Genomic DNA, 20965 nt, shown 5'->3' with positions numbered 1-20965 from the left:
GTAAACACCTTATAGAATTTGGCTCTTGTTGATACGGTTGCACTTACTTCATGGTCTGTTGTTACAGCAGTCTGCATGGCAGTAATAGGTTTGGCCTACATACGGTTTACTAAAAAGAAAAATGAGTCAAATCCATCTTGAAAAGAAGGGCCTAAGAGGGCTTGTAATTGCAGAGAGCTTCAAACCACGTGATAAACGGTCAAGACTTGCAGGCATTGTAATGCGTAGGGATTTTGTAATTGATGGATTTGTTTTTGGTCATTGCACCATTGGAGGAGATGATGCAACAAACTCTATTCTCAAAATGTACTCAAAACTTGGACGCGATGACATTAATTTTGTCTTGGTATCGGGATTGATAATTGCAATGTATAATGTCATAGACGTTGTCACGATTCACAAACAGACAGGACTACCAGTAATTGGTGTGACATATGAAGACTCGCAAGGAATAGAATCTGCAATAAAACATCACTTTCCTGATTCATATGAATCCAAAATTGAGAAATATCGCAAACTTGGCAGAAGATCTAAGGTTAGGCTACATACTGGATATGATATCTATTTGAGAACTGAAGGATGTACTACAAAAGAGGCACAAAAATTGTTAGATCATTTTACTCTTCAGGGAACTGTTCCAGAGCCACTGCGAGTGGCACAGCTTTTGGCAAAATCCTTGTGACACTATTTTCTTTCTTCTTTTGTTACTTTCCAGTCTCCATGTCCAAGTCTTGATGATTCAAACTCGATTTGCCCTACTGTCCTGTCTCCTTTTTTGACCATTCCATATTCATTTTTTGCAAGTTTTACCAAAAGTTTTCTTGTCTTGTAGCCTCCCTCTATGACTTTGATCTTGAATCTCTTACTTGCTCTCATTGTTATTTCTCTTGCAGCCTTTGGATCACCTATCAACGAAAACATTTCAAATGATCCAAAGTTCTTTGTTTGAATTTCATAATTGTATAGTCTTGCTTCAAACTTCCAACCCATCTTCTTTGCTTCCTCGTTCATCCATTCTACTGCCTGTAAACCATATCCCTTTTCAACTCCAAAAGTCTCCGAGTCCATATGTGTTGTCTTGACTGATAAGTTGAATATAACTCAAAACAAATAATCTGAATAATATTATTAGTTAGAGTTCAATACGTATTGTGTGAAACGTACAGCTGCTGATATACGAAAATCAATTGAATCAAACTGGAAGGAATATCTCTCACGTTATGGCAACCTATTTTCATCTAATCATATCGATGGTTCTACTCCGCCTTCTGTCTTTGTTGGCGCGTATGGATATCCAAAAGTTCTGGTAGGACCAATGCTACCTCCTGTACATGGGGATACAATGATCCTGGATTCACCANATGGTTCTACTCCGCCTTCTGTCTTTGTTGGCGCATACGGATATCCCAAAGTTCTGGTAGGGCCAATGCTGCCTCCTGTACATGGAGATACAATGATCCTGGATTCGCCTGAAAAATGGACTGGAAAGAGTCTTGAGGATATAGTAAACTATAGACTAAGTTTGGTTCGGGGCATCAAGCCGGTAAAAGTAGGTGACGTCAGTCAAAGGTATATCGAGAGTCTTCAGGAGATGTCCATGTCTGAAAGATCAACTGACACAGAACTGGAACTTGTAAAAAATGCGTCTCCCATAGTCTCAGTTGACGGGGACAGTCCTATCTTTGGACCAATTGGAGAGATAAAGTCTGCCAGATTTACAAGCTCATCTTCTGACAAAAACATACAGCGCACATATTATGACAAGGATCTTTTGGCCCAAGATGCAATGGTGGACCTATACAATCGAGGCATAGAGATCTCAAGAATCCAAAAATGTTTCAGCATTGGGATGTTTGGCAAGGATAGGAAACTTGTTCCAACTAGGTGGAGCATTACTGCAACAGACGATGTTGTTTCAAAATCTCTTGTGGAAAAAATAAAAGAATATCAAATCTTGGACACATCTCTGGTTTTTTCGTATAATCATCTAGGAAACTTTTTCTCGGTAATTNTTGGCATGTTTGGCAAGGATAGAAAACTTGTTCCGACTAGGTGGAGCATCACTGCAACAGATGATGTTGTTTCAAAATCTCTTGTGGAAAAAATAAAAGAATATCAAATCTTGGATACGTCTCTGGTGTTTTCATATAATCATCTAGGAAATTTTTTCTCAGTAATCATATTTCCAAGCAGATGGATGTTTGAGATGCAAGAAGCCTGGTATGATGAACAGGGAAATGTGGGATTTGGTTCTGATTTTGAAGACATCAAAGGATTAAGACACTATCCAGAAACTGCTGGAGCACACTTTGCCTCAAGGCTTGCGGTATCTGAATATCTAGTAGAAAACAAGATTCAAGCAGCAGTAATGGTGCTTCGTGAGATAAGGCCTGAATATGCAGTGCCGGTTGGTGTTTGGCAAGTGCGAGAAGGAGTGCGCATGGCCATGAAACAAAAGCCGTTAGAAGTTCCAAATTTTCAAGAGGGACTTGATATTGCATGCAAGGGTTTGAGCATTGGAAAAAAAGAATGGCTTGCGCACAGTAAACTGTATTTGGCTAAAAAACAAAAATCGATCTCAGATTTTTTCTAGTTACTAGAGTTTTTATTTAACGCAATTTGGACTTAATTTGTTGCAGAACAAAAGCATTATCTTTGCACTGGTAATACTTGCCTCTCCTGTATTATTTGCATTAATAGTATTTCCTAATACGTTCAGCCTTGGCTGGAACCAAGGCAGAGGTGGATTTCTTTTTGCGATGGCTTTTATCGCAGCAGAACTAATTGGTCTGAAATTAGAAATTCCAAAGAAACGATTACTCGCAGTAATTCCACTTGCAGCTGTAGTAATTGTATATCTGACTGGTCTAGAGTTTGGCCTAAAGGACTATCTCATTTCTGTTGCACCACACTTCCATGTACAACTAAAAGACTCTTGGACCTGGATGTGGGACTTTATCATAATCGCAGCATTTTTCATGGTAAGCATGACTATTTTGTTTGGAAAGCGATGGATTCGCGTATCTCCTGCTGGCCCGATATATGCTGCAGGAACTGCAATCATTTTGTCGCTGGATGCATTTTTCCCATATGATTCGCTCGGTCCACTACAATACGTTGTACCATATCTTGTAAAACTTGATGTATTTTTGATAAACCTGTTTCACTTGGGACTGGCCACTTCTCATGGAAATGTCATGTTCCTCAGTGGAGACCATGGTCCATTTGCATTACAGGTATTCTGGCCTTCAGCTGGTGTACATAGTATCATAATCTACTCGCTTGTGATGATGGCATTTTTGCTAAAGATGAACATCCCACGAAACAGAAAGATTGTATATTTTGCTATGGGTGTAGTTGGAACAATAACTGTAAACGTAATTAGGATATTATCATTATCGATTTTTGTCCTAAAGGTATCTACCAATGTAAATGAATTCGAGTCATTTCATGGTATTGCAGGAGAGATAATGTTCTTACCATGGCTCTTCATATTCTTACTTATCGTAACATATGTTGAAACAAAACGCATCAAAAAACTAGGAGCTGGAAAGAATGGATCAGATCAAAGTAAATAATGATGTGGAAGATGGTATATACAATATCGAAGAAATTTTTGTAGACCTAAAAAATACTGAAATTCTTTTAAAAATATTTGAAACTAGAGAAAACCTTGAGGATGTGTTTGAAAACATCTCTGTTATTGTAAATGATAGTGCACATTACATGCATGTACAAAACGAAGATGCGACAATTGTGATTGGGAAAAAGCATCTTAGAAATTCTGAAAAAAAGATTCTCTATCTTGATATCATTCATGAATTGGTCCATGTAAAACAGCAAAGGCAGGGACTGGATCTCTACGACAATTCGTATTCATATGTTGACAGACCTACTGAGATTGAGGCATACGCGATTGCAGTTGAGGAGGCAAGAAGATTGGGAATGGACGACCGTGAGATATTTGACTATTTACACGTGGAATGGATATCTCATGACGAACATAAACGTCTGGCATCCAAAGTAGGGGTCTTGTTCTAGAAAAATTTTGTAATGTCTACCTGTCCACTGGGTTGAGTAAAGTCTGATACACGCACTCCTAATCGTCTTATGAGTAATTCTTGGTCTTCAAGTGACTCTTTTAAAAGTTGAATCACTGTTTTTTTGAGCTCGTCAAGACTTGACGTGTGATTTCTAAGAGTTTTTGACTTTGTTCTATTTGACAAGTCTGATTGGACAAATTGTATTCCGACTGATTTGAAAAGTATGTTGTCTTTGATTATGGTTTCATGCAAGTCATCGCACAGCTTTTCCAAGTCTTTTACAAGAAAGTCAAAGTCTTTGGAATCTTGCTTCAGTGTTACTATTCGACTGTATTGAATCGGGTCATGTCTTGGAGATACTGGATCGTCGTCTATTCCACGAGCTGCATTGTATATGTAAGACCCAATTTTTCTTCCAAATAATCCGTTTAAGGTAAAAACATCTACACTACGAAGCTGCGATATTGTTTCAAGATTCATCTCGGAAAATTTTTCCTCAGACTTTTTGCCTATTCCTGGAATTGTTCTTATTGGTAGTGGATCCAAAAACGATTCAATGTCCTGGGGCTCTACGATAGTAAGCCCATCTGGTTTCTTGTATCCTGATGCAATCTTGGAGACAAGTTTGTTTGATGATATCCCTATGGTGCTTGAGAGTTTGATTGTAGTGCGCAATGAATTCTTGAGTTGCTGTGCCAAGTGTGCCGCTCTTTTAAAATCATGACCTGTCCTATCTGTGACATCAAGATATGCTTCATCTCGTCCAACATATTCAAAGCTNGATATCCCTACGGTGCTTGAGAGTTTGATTGTAGTACGTAATGAATTTTTGAGTTGTTGTGCCAGGTGTGCAGCTCTTTTAAAGTCATGACCTGTCCTATTTGTGATATCAAGATACGCCTCATCTCGTCCAACGTACTCGAATATGTCTGCATGATTTCTTATTATTCCCATGGCATTTTCTGATATCTCGCCATAATATTCAAAATCAGTTGGCAAAAACACGGCCTCTGGAACATCTTCTAGTTTCTTTTTTGCAAACTTGATTGGCATTCCAGAATTGACACCATATTTTCTTGCCACATAGTTGGCAGTTGCAATTGCTCCACTGTCCCCTCCTCTGTCTGAATATACGCATACAGCTACAGGTTTTGTCTTCAAATCTGGTCTACGGATCTCTTCGCACTGGGCAAAAAAATAATCAAAGTCAATATGAAATATCACTCTGTCAGTCACAGTGAATTTATGATTTGAAATACTTATTACGTTATTGTTGTTGCAAGGACTAGCTTGTTAGTAATATCATCTAAATATGCTGTATGGGTAAACCCTGTGTGGATTATCCTATAGTGGTGGAACCCGAGGGTGTAAAGATACGATCAGAAAAGATGGAAGTTGACAAGCTGTACTATTGCATATATCAGGAAAAAATATTGTTGTTCTACAAGGAGAAAAATGAAATGCTAAACTGTTATGAAATCGCAGAAAAAGATGTAGTTGACGAAGTAAAACAGTCTCAGACTGAGGACATTGAAAAAATATTGCAACAGTATATTGACAAAAAGAATCTTGACTAACATTTCGCATTTTTGTTCAAATAGTAAATCGTTTTTTTGCTGTGCTAACTATTAAATAAAACACAACAAGAGTGGTCTTGTGTCAAGACCGCCAAATATTGTATTTATTGGCAAAAAGCCAATTCTGACATATCTTAATGCCACACTTACACTTCTTGCAAACGAGCCCACTGTGACCATAAAGGCAAGAGGCAGAAGCATAGTTACTGCAGTTGATGTATCCCAGATGATAGTCAAAAGGATGAGTGCTATGGGTTACACGGTAAGTGGAGTGAGAATCTTCTCTGAGAGGCTTGAATCAAAGGATGGAAAAGAGCGAAACGTCTCAACTATCGAAGTTGACGTCTCAAAAAGCCAGAATGCCTAGCAGTCAAACAAAATGGATTCTAGTAATAATTGTAATAGGACTGATTGCAATCCTTGTTTCTTATAAAATCGAATTGTCAAATGTCTGTTCTGTCCGACAGTTGAACATTGCAGGTGATGAAAAAAGATATGAGCAAACAAAAGACCCGCAATTTTGTGATGCACTAAACTCTAGAATATCTCAATTTAACGATGAATGCAAATCAAATGTTGAGGAACTAGACTGTGGTTGAATTTTAGTATGAAAAAATTTTTGACGCTTGATCGATGTGATTCTTTAGAAGATCCATGACTTCGGTAGTACTGTTTTTGTAAATAAATTCATCTTTATCGCCTGTTGATATGTCAATACAATATCTCTTCGATGTCTTGTTTACAAATATGTGATTTGTATTGTTGTCTATTCTGATGCCTTCATCCGAGTCTAGTGTCCTTAAAAATTTCTCAAGATTTTCTCGTGGAATGGCTCTCTCTTGAAATGTCATCCGTAAATTGCATCTCTGAGTGGACCTGCATCCTGCTCTGTTTGTTTGAGGTTTTGCTCTATGCCCTCTGCCTCATTGAGTAACTGTTTGAGATCACATGATGCTCCTGGAACAAGTTTTGTCATTGCCATACAAATCTCGGCACCTGCCTTAAAGTCAGGTCCAGAATCTCTTGCTTTGCATAATAATACAATAACATTGATGTTTGCTATCATGCCTTCATTTAATAAAATTCCTGGAATACCTGGGACTGTTCCATTTTTTAACACTGGCACATTTGCATCTTGTAGCTTCTTCTTTGCCACTTCAGTACTTCCTACTCCTATCACAAAGGGAGATTCATCATCGCTCTTGATTGCAGAGCTGCTTATGATAAAAGAACACTTGTGGTCACTTGCCCATTTTAGCATGATTCTTGCAACATCGCGGTGAATTGATTCATGAGGGGTAAGAAATGATGAAAAGACTGCAACTTTGAGGTCCTTGTTGACCAAAATTCGTGCTGGAAAGCTTGGTACCTCATCTCTTACAATGCTGATTGGGGGAAAAAGTTCAGAATCTAAAACACCTGCCAACTCAAACTGTGATGTGGTGTTGACAAGCGATTCTGTTGCAATGGCATTTGCTAGTCCGGTATATGGAAAGCCGTCTATTAGATAACCGTCCTTTATATCAATTGGAATAATTTCTCTGACAAATACTTCATTTCCCATGATGTGAATATTGAATACGGCTTTTTAAATATGGATATCGTTTTATGTGGCTAAATCAGTATTTTACTTATGGAAACACTCTACATACTCATTAACTGTGATCTAGGTTCAGAAGTAGAGATAATCAACGAACTTGCAAAAATTTCTGAAGTAAAAGAAGTGCGGGGTACATATGGCATCTATGATATCTTTGTAAAACTTCACGCTGATTCAGGTGCTGCACTAGAATCTGTAATCACACACAAGATAAGACGACTTCCAAAAGTTCGTTCTACTGTGACATTAACTCCAATCCTTTCACAAGGTGGACGTTAAGTCAAAAAATGCTCAAACTTTTTAATTCTTTTTCTTCATCTAAACAAGACTTTGTTCCGTTTAATGAAAATCTTGTAAAAATATTCATCTGTGGTCCTACGGTATACGATTATACTCATTTAGGACACGCAAGAATATTTTTGACATATGACCTTCTCTCAAGGTATCTGAATGATAAAGGGCTACAGACTGACGTTCTTGTGAACCTGACTGACATCAATCAGAACGTGTTTAACAAGGCAAAGGAAAATTTAACAACTTACAAAGATGTGGCAAAATTCTATACATCTGCATTTGTAGTTGATTTACAATCACTTGGAATAGAGAGCATCACCAGACTTGCATATGTATCAGACTATGTCTCAAGCATTGAAAAACAAGTACAAAAATTGATAGAAAAAAAAGTTGCGTATACAGCACATGGGAATGTCTACCTTGATGTTTCCAGAGTTCATAACTATGGGCAAATTTCAAAACAGACCAGAGCCCAGCTAAATATGCATAGGTTAGACATTGGACCTGGCAAGAAAAACCAGGAAGATGTCATGCTCTGGAACTGTACTGATGACTTTGACTTTTCATGGGAAAGTGATCTTGGAAAGGGAATTCCGTGGTGGCACATGCAAGATACTGCGGTTGCGGTAGAAAATTTTGGCAAAAACTATGACATCCATGGTGGTGCAAGAGAACTTCTTTACCCTCACCATGAAGCACATCTTGCGCAGTATGAACTCTTGACCGGCTCTGAAGAACCAGTACGGGCATGGGTTCATGTAGGCCTTGTTTTCTCGGATGGGGAAAAGATGTCAAAATCTTTGGGAAATGTTGTCTGGGTAAAGGATCTAATAAAAAAATACAGTTCTGATCTAATTCGACTGTATATCTTTTCAAAGCATTATCGTGATGACATGAATTTTTCTGAAAAAGATCTTTTGTCACAAAAACCCTTGCTTGATTTGATTCGTCTGACTGCATCTCGCGTTTCTGATACGACACATGAGGATATCTCCATTCTTGCTCATAGTTTCATGGAATCATTAGATGACGATCTTGACTCTCCATCTGCTCTTGCAAAAATAGAAAAAATATGTACTGAGGTAAAAAACGGAAAGAGCTTGAGCAAAATTGATTTTAATCGTATATGCAAAATACTTGGAATTCACACATGATATCAAAAATTGAATCAAATGACATGGGCTTTACCGGAATATGGAGCAGTAAAACAAAATTTGACTGTGGTACACTATATTCAAATCCGAAATTTTCAGATGATGTTTTTTTCAATAAACTAACAGGTGTTACATGTGTGAGTAAAGAAATGGTTGACAAGGCAATGGAACATTTTAAGAAAAATAACTTGGTACCCTATGTATATTCAGCGAGTTATTCTGAATTTGATAATCTGCTTGGAAAAAAGGGATTCTCTTATTATGATATACAGCATGTCCTAAAAAGAAGAACCATGCCTTCCAAAGAAACAAGTGCTGTCAAAATCACACCTGATTCTATTGATGTCTGGGCAAGAATCTTCTGTGAAGCATATGACTGTCCAACGTGGTCTGAATCCGTAACTTCTATTTTGGAGCAATCATTGCAATCTGTAGGCTATTTTGTGGACGAATCAGGCAGCTCTTGCATGGCTTTGTATGAAAAAGACTCTATTCTAGGACTGTACTGTCTTGGCACTGTACCAAACAAACGAAATCGTGGAACAGCTGCATCGCTGATTGATTTTGCATCAAGTGAAGTCGATTCGAAAAACTTGGAATTTTTAATGTTGGAAACATATGGTNGCTGATTGATTTTGCATCAAGTGAAGTTAATTCGAAAAACCTAGAATTCTTAATGCTGGAAACATATGGCAAAGATAATCTCTTGGAATTTTATTCAAAGTTGGGGTTTGGGCAAGTCTATTCAAAGACAGTCTTTACTATTTGAGCTTGGCAAGTAGAGCCGAGTAGATAAACGGTAGAATTGTTGTTGCTTCTGCATGGATTGTAGTCTGTTTGGCATTCTTTGTGACTTTTCCCCATGATATTGCCTCTCTAACAAGTGCACCACTAAGGCTACCGTCAAATTCTTGCGCAGTTGTAATGTATACAGCATAATCTAGGCCGTCTCTGTACTGGTTCCACCACAATGTGTGGTGTTTTGATATTCCTCCACCTATCATCAGTGCTCCTGATTTTTTTGCCTTGAAGATTAATCCTGATAATAAATCTCCGTCTGATGCAACATTTAATCTAAAATCGTTGTGACTTTGAGAAAACATCCAGATTTGACTTCCTACAGCACCATCCATTATTCCTGGAACGATCACTGGTATCTTGTTCTTGTTTGCCCAGTAGAGAAACGAGTCTTCACCCAAGTTTTCTCCAATCATTTTTGTCACATCATGAGTTGACATTTCTTTTTTTCCATCCTTGTATGCTTTCTGAAGAAAACACTGCATTTTTTCTTCAATCAGTGGGCCGTAGCTTTTCATTGGAACTAGGACATTTCCTAATCTGTGTATCTCTTTCTCCATGAGTTCGCCATCATCCATTGTAAATGATCCTTCTAAATAATTGGAATAGTGTCTTGCAATGTCATGATCCAAGGCACCGCAAGTAGTTATTATCACATCGCACATTTTATTTTTCACCATGTCAGTTATCACACCCCTAAGGCCTGTTGATACAACTGCACCAACAAATGACATGAACTTTAAGCAACTCTTGTCTTCTATCATCGAAGTTAGAATGTTAAGACCATCAACAAGATTTTTTGATTCAAATCCACCTGACTTTGACATTTGATCAAATATGGAATCGATAGTATCTCCTTTTTTGATAGAAATATCCTTGACTGGTTTACCAGGTTTTATCATAAGGCACAATTTGACTTTGGGCTATAAAATCCTCTGTTCTAGATCACAAGTAATTAATATAATGGATTATTTGGTAGCTATCGAAGTTGGGTAAGAAAATAAAGATTGCAATAGCTGGCGTTGGTAACTGTGCTTCTGCAATTATTCAAGGTGGAAAATACTATACACAAAATACTCATGATACTATCGGTCTAACGGCATACAACATTGGAGGGTACGAACCAGGAGACATTGAAGTAGTGGCAGCATTTGATGTTGCAGATACCAAAGTAGGTAAAGATGTCTCTGAAGCAATCTATGCAAGACCCAACAATACCATTACTGTGGCAGAGGTGCCTAAGATGGGCGTGACGGTGCAAAAAGGTCCTACTATGGACGGCATAGGTAGACACTTGAGCCGAATTGTGACCGTTTCTAAGGAACCTGATGTTAATGTCAAAAAGGTTCTCCAGGATACAGGCGCGGAGATGCTCGTAAACTATCTGCCTGTAGGAAGTACAAATGCTGTAAAACATTATGCAAGCCAGGCACTTGAGGCAGGAATAGGATTTCTCAATGCAATTCCAGTATTTATCGCATCAGAGCCAAAATGGCAACAAGCATTTGCTGACAAAAAGATTCCACTTGCAGGTGATGATGTAATGAGTCAGCTTGGGGCTACAGTTGTTCACAAGACACTTGTTAAACTATTTGTAGACAGAGGCGTACAGATTGACGGAACATACCAACTAAACATTGGTGGCGACATGGACTTTTTCAACATGCTTGACGAAGAAAGACTAGAAGACAAGAGAATCAGCAAGACAAGTGCGGTCAAGGCAATGGCAGATTATGATATCCCGATGAGAATTGGTCCTAGTGATTATGTTGACTTTATTGATAATGAAAAGATCTGTTACATAAACTTGGAAGGAAAATACTTTGGCAAGATTCCAGTCAAGTTAGATCTTAAACTCAAAGTAATTGATGCATACAACAGTGCAGGAATAATGATCGATGCAATACGAGGATTAAAGATTGCACTTGATAGAAAACTGTATGGACCAATGACTAGCATCTCATCTTACTGCTTCAAACATCCTCCTATACAGATGCCATATGCTGAGGCAAAGAAGGCATTTGGCGAATTTGTAGAAGGCAAGCGCGACAGTTAGATCTCACATTATAATTTTTATTCAGCAGCTCAAGTAAACTTGTCAATAATCGGTTATTTCGACTCGAACGTTATCGGATACATTGGTCCATATACGAAAACTGGAGATATTTGGGTTCAAGTCATTTGGGTACAAAAATACCATAGTAAACTTTGAGCAAGGACTAGTCGCAATCTCTGGTGCAAATGGATCTGGAAAAAGTAACATACTTGATGCCATCTCATTTTCACTTGGTGAAAACTCTCCAAAGGTAATGAGAGTGGACAAGCTTCGTTCATTATTACACGATGTAGATAACGCAAAGCATGGGGCAAAAATTGCCCGTGTAAGCTGTCATTTTGACAACTCTGACCGAAAGATCCCAGTAGACTCGAATACTGTGACAATTACGAGGGAAATGGATGAAAACGGCGAGAATATTTACTATTTAAACCAAAAAAAGGTCCTCAGAAACCATGTTTTGGATATACTAGAGGTGGCAAACTGTGGCATTCACAAGCTCAACATCGTCCAGCAGGGAACTATCACAAGAATCTCTGAATTCAATGCAGAAGAAAGACGAAAGATAATTGAAGATATCATCGGTCTTGCATACTTTGACGAAAAAAAGGTCGAGTCCCTAAAGCAACTCGACGAGGCAGACAGACGGTTAGAGATTGCACTTGCCAGAATGGATGAAATAAAAAAACGCATTGATGAGCTTGAACTTGAAAGAAATAATCAGCTTAGATTTGATATTTTAGATAAAGAACTAAAGCGACTGTATGCAATCCAATCCTCAAACAAACTACGTGACATCGAGTCTACAAAAATATCAAAAGAGCGAAACCTAAATGCAATCCAGTCTGAAACTAAAAAACTTGATGAACAGCGTGCCGGTTTACGCGATGAAATAAAAAAACTTGAAGAAGAGAAACAAAAATTCATGGATGAAGTTAATGTGTACAACCAGGCAAAGGCTGCAATTGACTCTGAGCTTGCACAAGCAATGCACCAGTTTGAATCTGCAAACAGTAAACTTGCAACCAATGCAAGAAGATTATCCCAAATAGATTCAAGACTTCCGGAAATCCAATCCGAACTTGTAGCACTAGGTGAAAAACGTGCCTTGTTGGAAAACCAAATTACAGAATTGAAAACTTCTATTGATACCATTAATGAAACCAGAAAGAACGCAAATGCTGAACTTGCATCTGTTGATTCTGAAATCGGTCAGGTGCTAAAACAACAATCACAGATTGCCACAAACAAACTCAGAGTGGATGAAACTGTTAGAAAACTCACAGATCAATTAAACGAAACAAAACTTTCACTGTCAAAGTTTGAACAAGAACGTGCTGACATTCAAAATAAGATTGAACAAAACTCATCAAGGGTAAAGTCAATACTTGATGAGAAGGAAAACCTGTTGGGCCTTGAGAGAAAGCTAAGACAGGTAAGGGCAGGACATGAAGCGGCAATTAACGACTTAAAATCAAGGCTTGGAAACATGCGTGAAAGACGCGTCAAGATTGAAAAAGATATTGAAGAGACCACGATAATATTTGAAAAAGCAAGCAAGGCTGCCGCTCAATATGAAGCCAAGATCAAAGTTGTAAAAGAAGTAATGCACGAAGACTATTCCATTGCAAAACTAAAAGAAGATTCCAAGAGACTTGGAATCCAAGGTCTTGTCTTTGAACTTTTAACATGGGACAAGCAGTATGAAAGACCATTACTTGCAGTTGGTTCTGACTGGCTAAAAGGTCTGGTTGTAAATGACTTTGCTACATTGCTTGGGCTGGCAGAGTTTGCACAAGAAAAGAAATTGCCAAAGATAAGAATTATTCCGCTAGATGCAATATCAAACTCAAAGATATCTGTAAACAAGGAATCTGGTGTTCTTGGAATCTTGTCTGAATTTGTAAGATGTGATGAAAAATTCGAATCACTCAAAAATTTCATTTTTGGAAACATTGTTCTTGTTGAATCAAAGGAAAAAGCATACGAGTTGTCCAAAAAGGGTTACAAGGCAGTTACAATTGACGGGCAATTCTTCGAAGCTGATGCCAACGCTGTAGTAGTTGATGTAAATTCCAAGGTTTCTCACCTAACCAAAATCATCTTGCTAAGCACATCAGTAGATGGACTTGTACAATCCCTTGAACTCTTGCGAAGATTTATCCAAAATAAAAAGAGTCAACTCAAAAAACTTGAAAGAATTACCGACAGCCTTGAAAACAGATACAACTCATCTGAGACTGGTTTTGCAAATGTAGGCCTTAGTCTTTCAGACATCAAGGCAAAACTGAAGAGCTTGAACCTGTCCGAAGATCAACTTACCTCAAGAATATCGCAATTGCGAAGAAGGGAAGAGAGCATCATGGTCAACATCTCAAAATTACAGTCCTATGAATCATCTTTGGATGAACGTATCTCTCTTACTAGGGAGAATTATGCCGACGAGGGTCAGGCACGAGTGGCAAGCTTGCTGTCATCATTGAATGAAAAGCGTTCAAGTCTGCTAGGCTCCCATAGTTCAATATCTACCCAGTTTAGAGAATTGACCGGAAACTTGACTGGCCTTGGCAATGAAGAGAACTCACTCAAGGCAAATGTCAGACTCTTGTCACAAGAACAATCTTCGCTGAACCATGAAAAATACGATATTGAAGTTCAATCACGTGCACTTGGAAAAGAGAAAGAAAACGTGGATACCATACTTGTAACCTTGAGAGAAAAAGAACAACAACTCATTGCTACATCTGGAACATCGGTATCTACACTAAAAGAATATGATTCCAAACTAAAAGGTCTGTATGACTCAGAGAGGACATTGAGCAAAGAAGTAAACGGAATGGAAAGACAATCTGATTCAATAGCGCGCGATGTTCGTGACTTGGCAGAAAATGAAGAACGAATCAAAAAAACATTGGAATCATACGGGTATAACACATTACTGGAATCATTTGATGTAGACCAGATTCTAGTTGAGATGGAATCTGAGAAACGAAAGCTGGCAGGTTCTATAAACACAAGGGCTCCTGAGATGTATATTGAAATCTCAAATGGGTATCGTTCCATGTCCTCAAGAAAGAATGAGCTTGAAGAAGAGAGAAACTCTATTGTGAAATTCATCGAAGAGATTGACAAGGGTAAACGCCAGACCTTCTTGGAATCATATGACAAAGTGGACAAGGATATACGCGAAATATTTAGCAAGATGACTGGAGGAAATGCATGGCTTGAAATTCAAAACGAGGATGATATCTTCTCATCTGGAATATCATACCTTGTACAATTTCCAAACAAACCAAAAAGAGAATCAACATCAATCAGTGGTGGTGAAAAGACACTTGCAGCAATTACATTTTTGCTAGCACTACAAAAACTAAAACCGTCTCCATTTTATCTGCTTGATGAAGTCGATGCACACCTTGATGCATTAAACACTGAAAGACTTTCTACCATACTTGAAGACAGGGCAAAGGGCAGTCAAATGATAATGGTTTCACTAAAAGACTCTGTAGTCAAAAAGGCAACTCTGATCTACGGTGTGTTTCCACGAAATGGTGTTTCACAAGTTGTGTCGCACAGAATTTCTAATGTGCCTGAAGTTGCAAACTAGTTAATTTTTACAAAACACGCAACCTGTCGCGTCTCTGAAATTTTTTCTAATTCTGGTTCCTGTTTGCATTTTTCTATTGCATAAGGACATCTTGGCATGAATCTGCAACCTAGATGCTCTTGTGTTCCAGATGATTCGTTAATGCGTATCTTGTGGTCTCTGTGTAAATTCTCTGGGTCGGGGTTTGAGATTGAATCCAAAAGTGCCTGGGTGTATGGGTGACGTGGATTTGATAGAATTTCATTGATTGGTNATTTCTCTATTGCATAAGGACATCTTGCCATGAATCTACAACCTTGATGCTCTTGCGTTCTTGATGATTCGTTAATGCGTATCTTGTGGTCTCTGTGTAAATTCTCTGGGTCGGGGTTTGAGATTGAATCCAAAAGTGCCTGAGTGTATGGGTGACGTGGGCTTGATAATATTTCGTTGATTGGCCCAGTCTCTACAATCTTTCCACGGTACAAGATTGCAATTGTATGACCAATGTAGCTTGCCGTGGACAAGTCATGTGTGATGTAAAGAAAAGATATCCCATGTTTTTCTTGCAACNACGGTACAAGATTGCAATTGTGTGTCCAATATAGCTTGCAGTGGACAGGTCATGTGTTATGTACAAAAAAGATATTCCGTGTTTTTCTTGTAACTCTTTTATCAGTTCCAATATTCCAATTCTTACTGATACGTCAAGCATGGAAACAGGCTCATCTGCTATGACAAGTTTTGGATTTGTCACAATTGCACGAGCAATTGCAACTCTCTGTCTTTGTCCTCCTGATAACATGTGAGGATATTTTGATATGATATCGCCAACTGGTTCTAATTTTACCTGGCTGAGTGCATGTAGTGCAATACGATTTCGTTCTTCCTTGTTTCCAATTTTATGAATTTCAAGAGGCTCCTTTACTATGTCTAAAATGGTCATCCTTGGATTGATTGATGCATAAGGGTCTTGGTGAACCATTTGGCATCCTAGTCTTATCTTCTTTAGACGGCCTTGTTGATTTGTTATCTCTTGTCCATCAAAGATGATGGTTCCAGAATCTGGTTCCAAGGCTCGCAGTATAACGCGTGCAATTGTGGTCTTGCCTGATCCTGATTCTCCTGCCAGCACAAATGTCTCGGCATTCTTGATTGAAAATGAAATTCCGTCTGCTATTTTTGTGGTCTCCTTGTCAGTTCCAGTTAGACCGTTTTTAACAAAGTATTTCTTCAGGTCTCTGACTGCAAGAATCTCTTCCATCATTTCTTGGTATGATCCAAATATATCAAGCGATCAGTAGGCTAGAACCTGATCAGCGCAAAGTTTTAAAAGGCTGATATCTGAGAGAAAATCGTGAAGTCTCAGTTAGTAGCATTTTCAATGATCGCAGGACTTTTGTTTAGTGCAGGTTCAGTCTATCTTAACCATGCCGTATTTGCAGATGATCCTTGGTCAGATATTGCTGCTAGACAACAAGCAGCAGAGCAAAAGGCCATGGCAAAATACATGAGCTACTACCAGTTTGCAGACTTGGATCAATCCAAGAGAAACTGGTCTGGTCTTACAAGTACTAGCACTGATGAAACCAGCAGAGGCAGAAACATTGATGCACAAGCACAAGTTTCAATCCAAAACGCAATTGCACAATTTGATACTATACACGTTCAACAATTAGTTGACTTGCAGTCAAATGACTACAAGGGACTCAACAATACTGCAACTGATACACAAGGCAGAGACAGAAATGCCATGATTGATGAAGCACGCGCCTCATCACTTGCCGATGCACAAGGTATTGTAGACCAACTAGTCAAGATTCAACAAAATTATGCAGGCTTTGAACAAGGTCCAACAACTGATTCTACCGCAACTTATGATAGACAAACTATGATTACCAAGAATATGGGTACTGATGAAGCCCAGGCAGCAGCACTAGTCAGTAAGCTTGCCACTATTGACCAAGTATATGTAGACTTGAGCCAATATGTAGACCCAACACAGTTTACATACAAACCAAATTCTGTAACAAATGAACAGACTCACCCAGGTAGAAACTTGACTCCATCAGAAGCATATGCATTAGAGAGAGCAGTACTGATATTCAACCAGATCCACGAAAGACACCTTGCAATGTTGCAATCAAACTACTATGGTTTGACTAGCACATCAACTGATGAAAACGGTGCAGACAGAAATGCAATGCTTGCACAAGCACAACAAGTTTCCATGGACAATGCATTAAGAGTGTACAACTCGTACTATAACGGCGCAGGAATCAAGTAAAATCCTGTAAAACTGTTTTTATAAAAAATACACAAACTAGTTTATTCGTGTAACCAACACATGACAAATCCTGATTTGGTATTGATTTTTGGTGGCTCGGCTTTACATTTTTCCATGGCCTTGGAACATCTGTCATAGAATCGACATCCTGTTGGAGGGTTCACTAGACTTGGCGGATTGCCTTTCAAGGGGATTATCTTTTTTGTCTCGTTTAGTTTTGGTATTGAATCCAGCAGTGCAATCGTATACGGGTGCTTTGGATTTTTGTAAATGTCATCCATGTTGCCAAACTCCACAATCTGTCCTGCATACATGATTCCAACTTTTTCTGCAACCTCTGATATTATTCCTAGATCATGTGAAATCAACATGATTGACAGTCCATCTTTTTTGAGTTTCTTTAATAGAATCATTATCTGTGCTTGAACCAAGACGTCAAGTGCTGTAGTGGGCTCGTCGGCAATGACCATGCCTGGCTTTAAGATGAGGGCCATGGCAATGATGACTCTTTGTTTCATCCCGCCACTAATCTCATGTGGGTACTTGTCTAAAATAGAGTGTTCCAGCCCGACTGATGATATGGACTGCTCAATTGTCTGTTNTCTCATGTGGATACTTGTCTAAAATAGAGTGTTCCAGTCCAACTGATGATACGGCCTGCTCAATTGCCTGTTTGTGGTCTCCACTAAAATTGTGTTTTTTTAGTATTTCTTCGAATTGTTTTTTTATGGTAAATACTGGGTCAAGTGAATTCATTGCTCCCTGAAATACCATTGATATCTTTTTCCACCTGATGTCTTTTGTAAATTCAGTCTCTGACATTGACAATATGGATATTCCGTCCAAAAGGATCTTGCCTGAAACACTTGCATTTTCTTGAAGGGTTTTCATGATTGCAAGACCTAATGTGCTCTTGCCGCAACCGCTCTCGCCTACAATTCCTATTGATTCACCATCTTTGCATGTGAATGATACGTGATCCACCGCATGTACAACTGTCCCCTGACTTTGGTACAGGACAACTAGATCATTTACAGATATGGCAGCCATGAATATCCTATGGGCTGGTAGTACATTTGAGTTTTGNCCTGATATCTTTTGTAAATCCAGCATCTGACATTGACAGTGTAGGTATTCCGTCCAAAAGGATCTCGNGTTTTTTTAGTATCTCCTCGAACTGTTTTTTTATGGTAAATACGGGGTCGAGGGAATTCATTGCTCCCTGGAATACCATTGACACCTTCTTCCACCTGATATCTTTTGTAAATCCAGCATTTGACATTGACAGTATGGATATTCCATCCAAGAAGATCTCANTTATGGTAAATACTGGGTCAAGTGAATTCATTGCTCCCTGAAATACCATTGATATCTTTTTCCACCTGATGTCTTTTGTAAATTCAGTCTCTGACATTGACAATATGGATATTCCGTCCAAAAGGATCTTGCCTGAAACACTTGCATTTTCTTGAAGGGTTTTCATGATTGCAAGACCTAATGTGCTCTTGCCGCAACCGCTCTCACCTGCAATTCCTATTGACTCACCATCTTTGCATGAAAATGACACGTGATCTACTGCCTGTACCTTTGTCCCCTGACTTTGGTACTGGACAACTAGATCATTTACAGATATGGCAACCACTAATATTCTATGGACTGGTAGTACATTTGAGTTTTGAACCAGCGATCTTGTTTGGCATTTGTGTACATGGCTATATCAAATGTTGATCGCTATCTTTGGACACTAGTAAATTAAAAGGTAAAACGGACTTTTGAAATTGGTTGTTAAATTATTCTATTCCTTTCTACTACAGGCTTTTGTATTCAAAACGAGATATCGGGTTTGATGGTTTTATACATCATGGAAGATCTATCCCATGCCACCGAAGTGAAAATACATACAGAATTATGCGAACATGTTAGACGTCATCTCAGACATCCAAAGGCAAAAACAACTCAATGGCATCGTGTTAATGACTTAGAACAAGCAAGAGAATATGCGCGTGACATTGCAAGAAATCACAAGTTGAATTGGCGAGAAGCCAAATGTTGTATGTGATTCAACCTATTTTCGCATGGTTTATCTGCTAGTTTTTGCAAGCAAAAAATCGATTTCCTTGAGGACGCCAATTTGCAACTTTGATGCTATGAATGGTATACTCTGCCCTCAATGTGAATCAAAACTAGACCAAGGAAAACTAACCAAGGCAGATGTGGCTGCATCAATAAAACTGGTAAAACTTTCCCAAAAAATACCTCAAATAGATAAATTTACGCTAAATTCGTGCCGCCAGTCCCATGGAGACTATGTCCTGTATCTTGGCAGTCAGGATATTATGACAATTAGGCAAAGCCGGGAACTATACCGAATACTGCAGGGAGAGTTTGATGGAAAGATTTGGCTCGTACACCAAGACTCTGATGACAAGAAGCTCATCGAAGATGTATTTTTTCCAATCAAGATACTTGGAATAAATCAAGTCTGGGCTCCAGGAGGCATGCAAAAAACTAAGGTTATCGTATCTGGAAGAAAAACACCTCGTTTTCCAATAGATGTAGACAAGGTTGTTGCAATAGCACACGATCTTCGAAAGATAGATCTAGTAGTGGAATTTGAAAGAAAGTAAGGAAAAATCTAATGGACATAAAAAAAACTCATGATATTGGCGCACTTGGTCCTTCAATGAAAGGACAAAAAGTTGTGGTTGGTGGATGGGTCGAAGACCTGCGAGAACTGGGAAAACTCACATTTCTTACTTTGCGAGATGTAACAGGAGTGTCACAGATTGTAGTTGCAGGTCCTGAAAATTTGCAACAGGTAAAGGATCTTACAAGACAAAGTGTTGTTCTGATAACAGGTGCAGTTCAAGAATCTAAAGCACGAGACTTTGCATATGAGATAAAAGCTGAAAAAGTTGAGATCTTGTCGCGAGCAGTTCATCCGTTACCAATAGACCCATTGGGTAGACTGGAAAGTGGAATCGATAACAGACTAAACGCAAGGGCACTTGATCTTCGAAATCAAAAGACTGCATCAATTTTTAAAATACGACACAATGTTCTTCTTTGCATACGCAAGGTGTTGACTGAACACGGATTTCTTGAGGTAAATACTCCGAAAATTATTGGCAGCGCAAGTGAAGGCGGCGCAAATTTATTTTCTCTAAAATATTTTGACAAGCAGGCATATCTTGCACAGAGCCCACAATTGTACAAGGAACAATTGACACTTGGACTTGAAAGAATATTTGAGATTTCATCATTTTACAGGGCAGAAAAATCTCACACTGTACGACACTTGACGGAATTTACAAGTGTTGACATTGAAGCTGCATTCATGGATTACACTGATGTCATGGAGATTTTAGAACAGTTGGTTGTATCTGTCTTTGAACATGTGGAAAAGGACATGTATCCAGGAACAAAAGAACTTGGGGATAGAAATCAAAAAACCCACGACTCCTTTTGACAGGGTTACATACAAACAGGCAATAGAGGAACTTGGAAAACAAGGCCTTCCGCTTGTATTTGGTGATGACTTGCTTGATTCGCATTTGAGAAAACTAGGGG

The 20965-nt window shown here is 38.7% G+C and carries 23 protein-coding genes and 6 pseudogenes; 16 read left to right on the top strand and 13 right to left on the bottom strand.

Going from position 1 to position 20965, the window contains the following annotated elements:
* The first annotated feature begins 121 nt into the window (after window positions 1-121).
* On the top strand, window positions 122-682 hold the full coding sequence (locus DYY66_RS04035) for a DUF99 family protein (protein WP_166286412.1): 561 nt from the start codon (window positions 122-124) through the stop codon (window positions 680-682).
* Between the two features lie 2 nt (window positions 683-684).
* Here DYY66_RS04035 and DYY66_RS04030 read toward each other — a convergent pair whose 3' ends face one another.
* Entirely contained in the window at window positions 685-1068 is a 384-nt protein-coding gene (locus tag DYY66_RS04030; RefSeq protein WP_166286410.1) for a hypothetical protein, read from the bottom strand.
* Window positions 1069-1153: 85 nt separating this feature from the next.
* On the opposite strand from DYY66_RS04030, the pseudogene DYY66_RS04025 reads away from it, so the two are divergent.
* From DYY66_RS04025 to DYY66_RS04010, 5 genes and pseudogenes are all read left to right on the top strand, one after another.
* Window positions 1154-1360, top strand: a pseudogene (locus DYY66_RS04025) (hypothetical protein); the annotation flags it as partial.
* 66 nt (window positions 1361-1426) lie between these two features.
* A pseudogene (locus DYY66_RS14055) lies at window positions 1427-2011 on the top strand (hypothetical protein); the annotation flags it as partial.
* A gap of 6 nt (window positions 2012-2017) precedes the next feature.
* Window positions 2018-2593 (top strand): hypothetical protein, encoded by a 576-nt coding sequence (locus DYY66_RS14050; protein WP_255496049.1) that lies wholly within the window; start codon window positions 2018-2020, stop codon window positions 2591-2593.
* A 37-nt stretch (window positions 2594-2630) separates the two neighbouring features.
* Complete coding sequence (gene artG / locus DYY66_RS04015) at window positions 2631-3578, top strand: thaumarchaeosortase (RefSeq protein WP_166286408.1); 948 nt, start codon at window positions 2631-2633, stop codon at window positions 3576-3578.
* Entirely contained in the window at window positions 3556-4041 is a 486-nt protein-coding gene (locus DYY66_RS04010; protein WP_166286406.1) for a hypothetical protein, read from the top strand. Before artG ends, DYY66_RS04010 begins: the two co-directional genes overlap by 23 nt.
* On the opposite strand, the pseudogene DYY66_RS04005 reads toward DYY66_RS04010, so the two are convergent.
* Together DYY66_RS04005 and DYY66_RS15960 are read right to left on the bottom strand one after the other, a co-directional pair.
* A pseudogene (locus tag DYY66_RS04005) lies at window positions 4038-4823 on the bottom strand (Y-family DNA polymerase); the annotation flags it as partial. The gene DYY66_RS04010 and the pseudogene DYY66_RS04005 overlap by 4 nt on opposite strands.
* Window position 4824: 1 nt before the next feature.
* Window positions 4825-5279 (bottom strand): annotated as a pseudogene (locus DYY66_RS15960) (DNA polymerase IV); the annotation flags it as partial.
* An 83-nt stretch (window positions 5280-5362) separates the two neighbouring features.
* Here DYY66_RS15960 and DYY66_RS04000 point away from each other — a divergent pair.
* From DYY66_RS04000 to DYY66_RS03990, 3 genes are all read left to right on the top strand, one after another.
* A complete protein-coding gene (locus tag DYY66_RS04000) occupies window positions 5363-5620 on the top strand; it encodes a hypothetical protein (RefSeq protein ID WP_218583600.1) in 258 nt (85 codons plus the stop codon).
* 79 nt (window positions 5621-5699) lie between these two features.
* Window positions 5700-5987 carry a DNA-binding protein gene (locus DYY66_RS03995; protein WP_309223962.1) on the top strand — a complete coding sequence of 96 codons (288 nt, stop codon included), beginning with the start codon at window positions 5700-5702 and terminating at the stop codon, window positions 5985-5987.
* Window positions 5980-6219 carry a hypothetical protein gene (locus DYY66_RS03990; RefSeq protein WP_166286384.1) on the top strand — a complete coding sequence of 80 codons (240 nt, stop codon included), beginning with the start codon at window positions 5980-5982 and terminating at the stop codon, window positions 6217-6219. Before DYY66_RS03995 ends, DYY66_RS03990 begins: the two co-directional genes overlap by 8 nt.
* A 3-nt stretch (window positions 6220-6222) precedes the next feature.
* Here DYY66_RS03990 and DYY66_RS03985 read toward each other — a convergent pair whose 3' ends face one another.
* Both DYY66_RS03985 and DYY66_RS03980 read right to left on the bottom strand, forming a co-directional pair.
* Complete coding sequence (locus DYY66_RS03985) at window positions 6223-6471, bottom strand: hypothetical protein (RefSeq protein WP_166286402.1); 249 nt, start codon at window positions 6469-6471, stop codon at window positions 6223-6225.
* Window positions 6468-7184 (bottom strand): proteasome assembly chaperone family protein, encoded by a 717-nt coding sequence (locus DYY66_RS03980; RefSeq protein WP_166286400.1) that lies wholly within the window; start codon window positions 7182-7184, stop codon window positions 6468-6470. The genes DYY66_RS03985 and DYY66_RS03980 overlap by 4 nt, the downstream gene beginning before the upstream one ends.
* A gap of 69 nt (window positions 7185-7253) precedes the next feature.
* Between DYY66_RS03980 and DYY66_RS03975 the strand changes: the two genes are divergently transcribed.
* Together DYY66_RS03975 and DYY66_RS03970 are read left to right on the top strand one after the other, a co-directional pair.
* The gene (locus DYY66_RS03975; protein WP_166286398.1) at window positions 7254-7499 is read left to right on the top strand and encodes an Lrp/AsnC ligand binding domain-containing protein; all 246 of its coding nucleotides are present in this window, start codon (window positions 7254-7256) and stop codon (window positions 7497-7499) included.
* 8 nt (window positions 7500-7507) lie between these two features.
* The gene (locus DYY66_RS03970; protein ID WP_166286396.1) at window positions 7508-8668 is read left to right on the top strand and encodes a class I tRNA ligase family protein; all 1161 of its coding nucleotides are present in this window, start codon (window positions 7508-7510) and stop codon (window positions 8666-8668) included.
* A 761-nt stretch (window positions 8669-9429) separates the two neighbouring features.
* Here the strand turns inward: DYY66_RS03970 and DYY66_RS03960 are convergent.
* The gene (locus DYY66_RS03960; protein WP_166286392.1) at window positions 9430-10368 is read right to left on the bottom strand and encodes a deoxyhypusine synthase; all 939 of its coding nucleotides are present in this window, start codon (window positions 10366-10368) and stop codon (window positions 9430-9432) included.
* Window positions 10369-10454: 86 nt separating this feature from the next.
* On the opposite strand from DYY66_RS03960, the gene DYY66_RS03955 reads away from it, so the two are divergent.
* Both DYY66_RS03955 and DYY66_RS03950 read left to right on the top strand, forming a co-directional pair.
* Window positions 10455-11522, top strand: coding sequence for an inositol-3-phosphate synthase (locus tag DYY66_RS03955; RefSeq protein ID WP_166286390.1), 1068 nt, complete (start codon window positions 10455-10457; stop codon window positions 11520-11522).
* An 82-nt stretch (window positions 11523-11604) separates the two neighbouring features.
* Window positions 11605-15129, top strand: coding sequence for a chromosome segregation SMC family protein (locus DYY66_RS03950; protein WP_166286388.1), 3525 nt, complete (start codon window positions 11605-11607; stop codon window positions 15127-15129).
* Here DYY66_RS03950 and DYY66_RS15955 read toward each other — a convergent pair.
* The 3 genes from DYY66_RS15955 to DYY66_RS03945 all read right to left on the bottom strand — a co-directional run.
* Window positions 15126-15368, bottom strand: coding sequence for an oligopeptide/dipeptide ABC transporter ATP-binding protein (locus DYY66_RS15955; RefSeq protein ID WP_394352565.1), 243 nt, complete (start codon window positions 15366-15368; stop codon window positions 15126-15128). The two genes, DYY66_RS03950 and DYY66_RS15955, sit on opposite strands and share 4 nt — an antisense overlap.
* A 14-nt stretch (window positions 15369-15382) precedes the next feature.
* The coding region (locus DYY66_RS14045; protein ID WP_320412574.1) for an oligopeptide/dipeptide ABC transporter ATP-binding protein at window positions 15383-15596 on the bottom strand (214 nt) is incomplete at its 3' end.
* 86 nt (window positions 15597-15682) lie between these two features.
* On the bottom strand, window positions 15683-16372 hold a 690-nt coding region (locus DYY66_RS03945; protein WP_255496048.1), incomplete at its 3' end, for a dipeptide/oligopeptide/nickel ABC transporter ATP-binding protein.
* 93 nt (window positions 16373-16465) lie between these two features.
* Between DYY66_RS03945 and DYY66_RS03940 the strand changes: the two genes are divergently transcribed.
* A complete protein-coding gene (locus DYY66_RS03940) occupies window positions 16466-17395 on the top strand; it encodes a hypothetical protein (RefSeq protein ID WP_166286386.1) in 930 nt (309 codons plus the stop codon).
* A gap of 41 nt (window positions 17396-17436) precedes the next feature.
* On the opposite strand, the pseudogene DYY66_RS14040 reads toward DYY66_RS03940, so the two are convergent.
* The 4 genes and pseudogenes from DYY66_RS14040 to DYY66_RS03930 form a co-directional block, all read right to left on the bottom strand.
* Window positions 17437-17996, bottom strand: a pseudogene (locus DYY66_RS14040) (oligopeptide/dipeptide ABC transporter ATP-binding protein); the annotation flags it as partial.
* Between the two features lies 1 nt (window position 17997).
* The coding region (locus tag DYY66_RS14035; RefSeq protein WP_255496036.1) for an ATP-binding cassette domain-containing protein at window positions 17998-18445 on the bottom strand (448 nt) is incomplete at its 3' end.
* Window positions 18446-18550: 105 nt separating this feature from the next.
* Window positions 18551-18711 (bottom strand): annotated as a pseudogene (locus DYY66_RS15950) (ABC transporter ATP-binding protein); the annotation flags it as partial.
* A gap of 1 nt (window position 18712) precedes the next feature.
* Window positions 18713-18962, bottom strand: a 250-nt coding sequence (locus tag DYY66_RS03930) for an ATP-binding cassette domain-containing protein (protein ID WP_309223963.1), incomplete at its 3' end; no start/stop codon positions are given.
* Between the two features lie 580 nt (window positions 18963-19542).
* Here DYY66_RS03930 and DYY66_RS03925 point away from each other — a divergent pair.
* Both DYY66_RS03925 and DYY66_RS03920 read left to right on the top strand, forming a co-directional pair.
* The gene (locus DYY66_RS03925) at window positions 19543-20022 is read left to right on the top strand and encodes a transcription elongation factor NusA (RefSeq protein ID WP_255496035.1); all 480 of its coding nucleotides are present in this window, start codon (window positions 19543-19545) and stop codon (window positions 20020-20022) included.
* An 11-nt stretch (window positions 20023-20033) separates the two neighbouring features.
* Window positions 20034-20864, top strand: a complete 831-nt coding sequence (locus DYY66_RS03920; protein ID WP_255496034.1) for an amino acid--tRNA ligase-related protein — start codon at window positions 20034-20036, stop codon at window positions 20862-20864.
* The last annotated feature ends 101 nt before the right edge of the window (window positions 20865-20965 follow it).

It is taken from the genome of Candidatus Nitrosotalea sp. FS (genome assembly GCF_011319475.1).
GTDB lineage: Archaea > Thermoproteota > Nitrososphaeria > Nitrososphaerales > Nitrosopumilaceae > Nitrosotalea.
The sequence above is the reverse complement of the archived record's forward strand: the minus strand, read 5'-3'. Positions and strand labels throughout refer to the sequence as shown.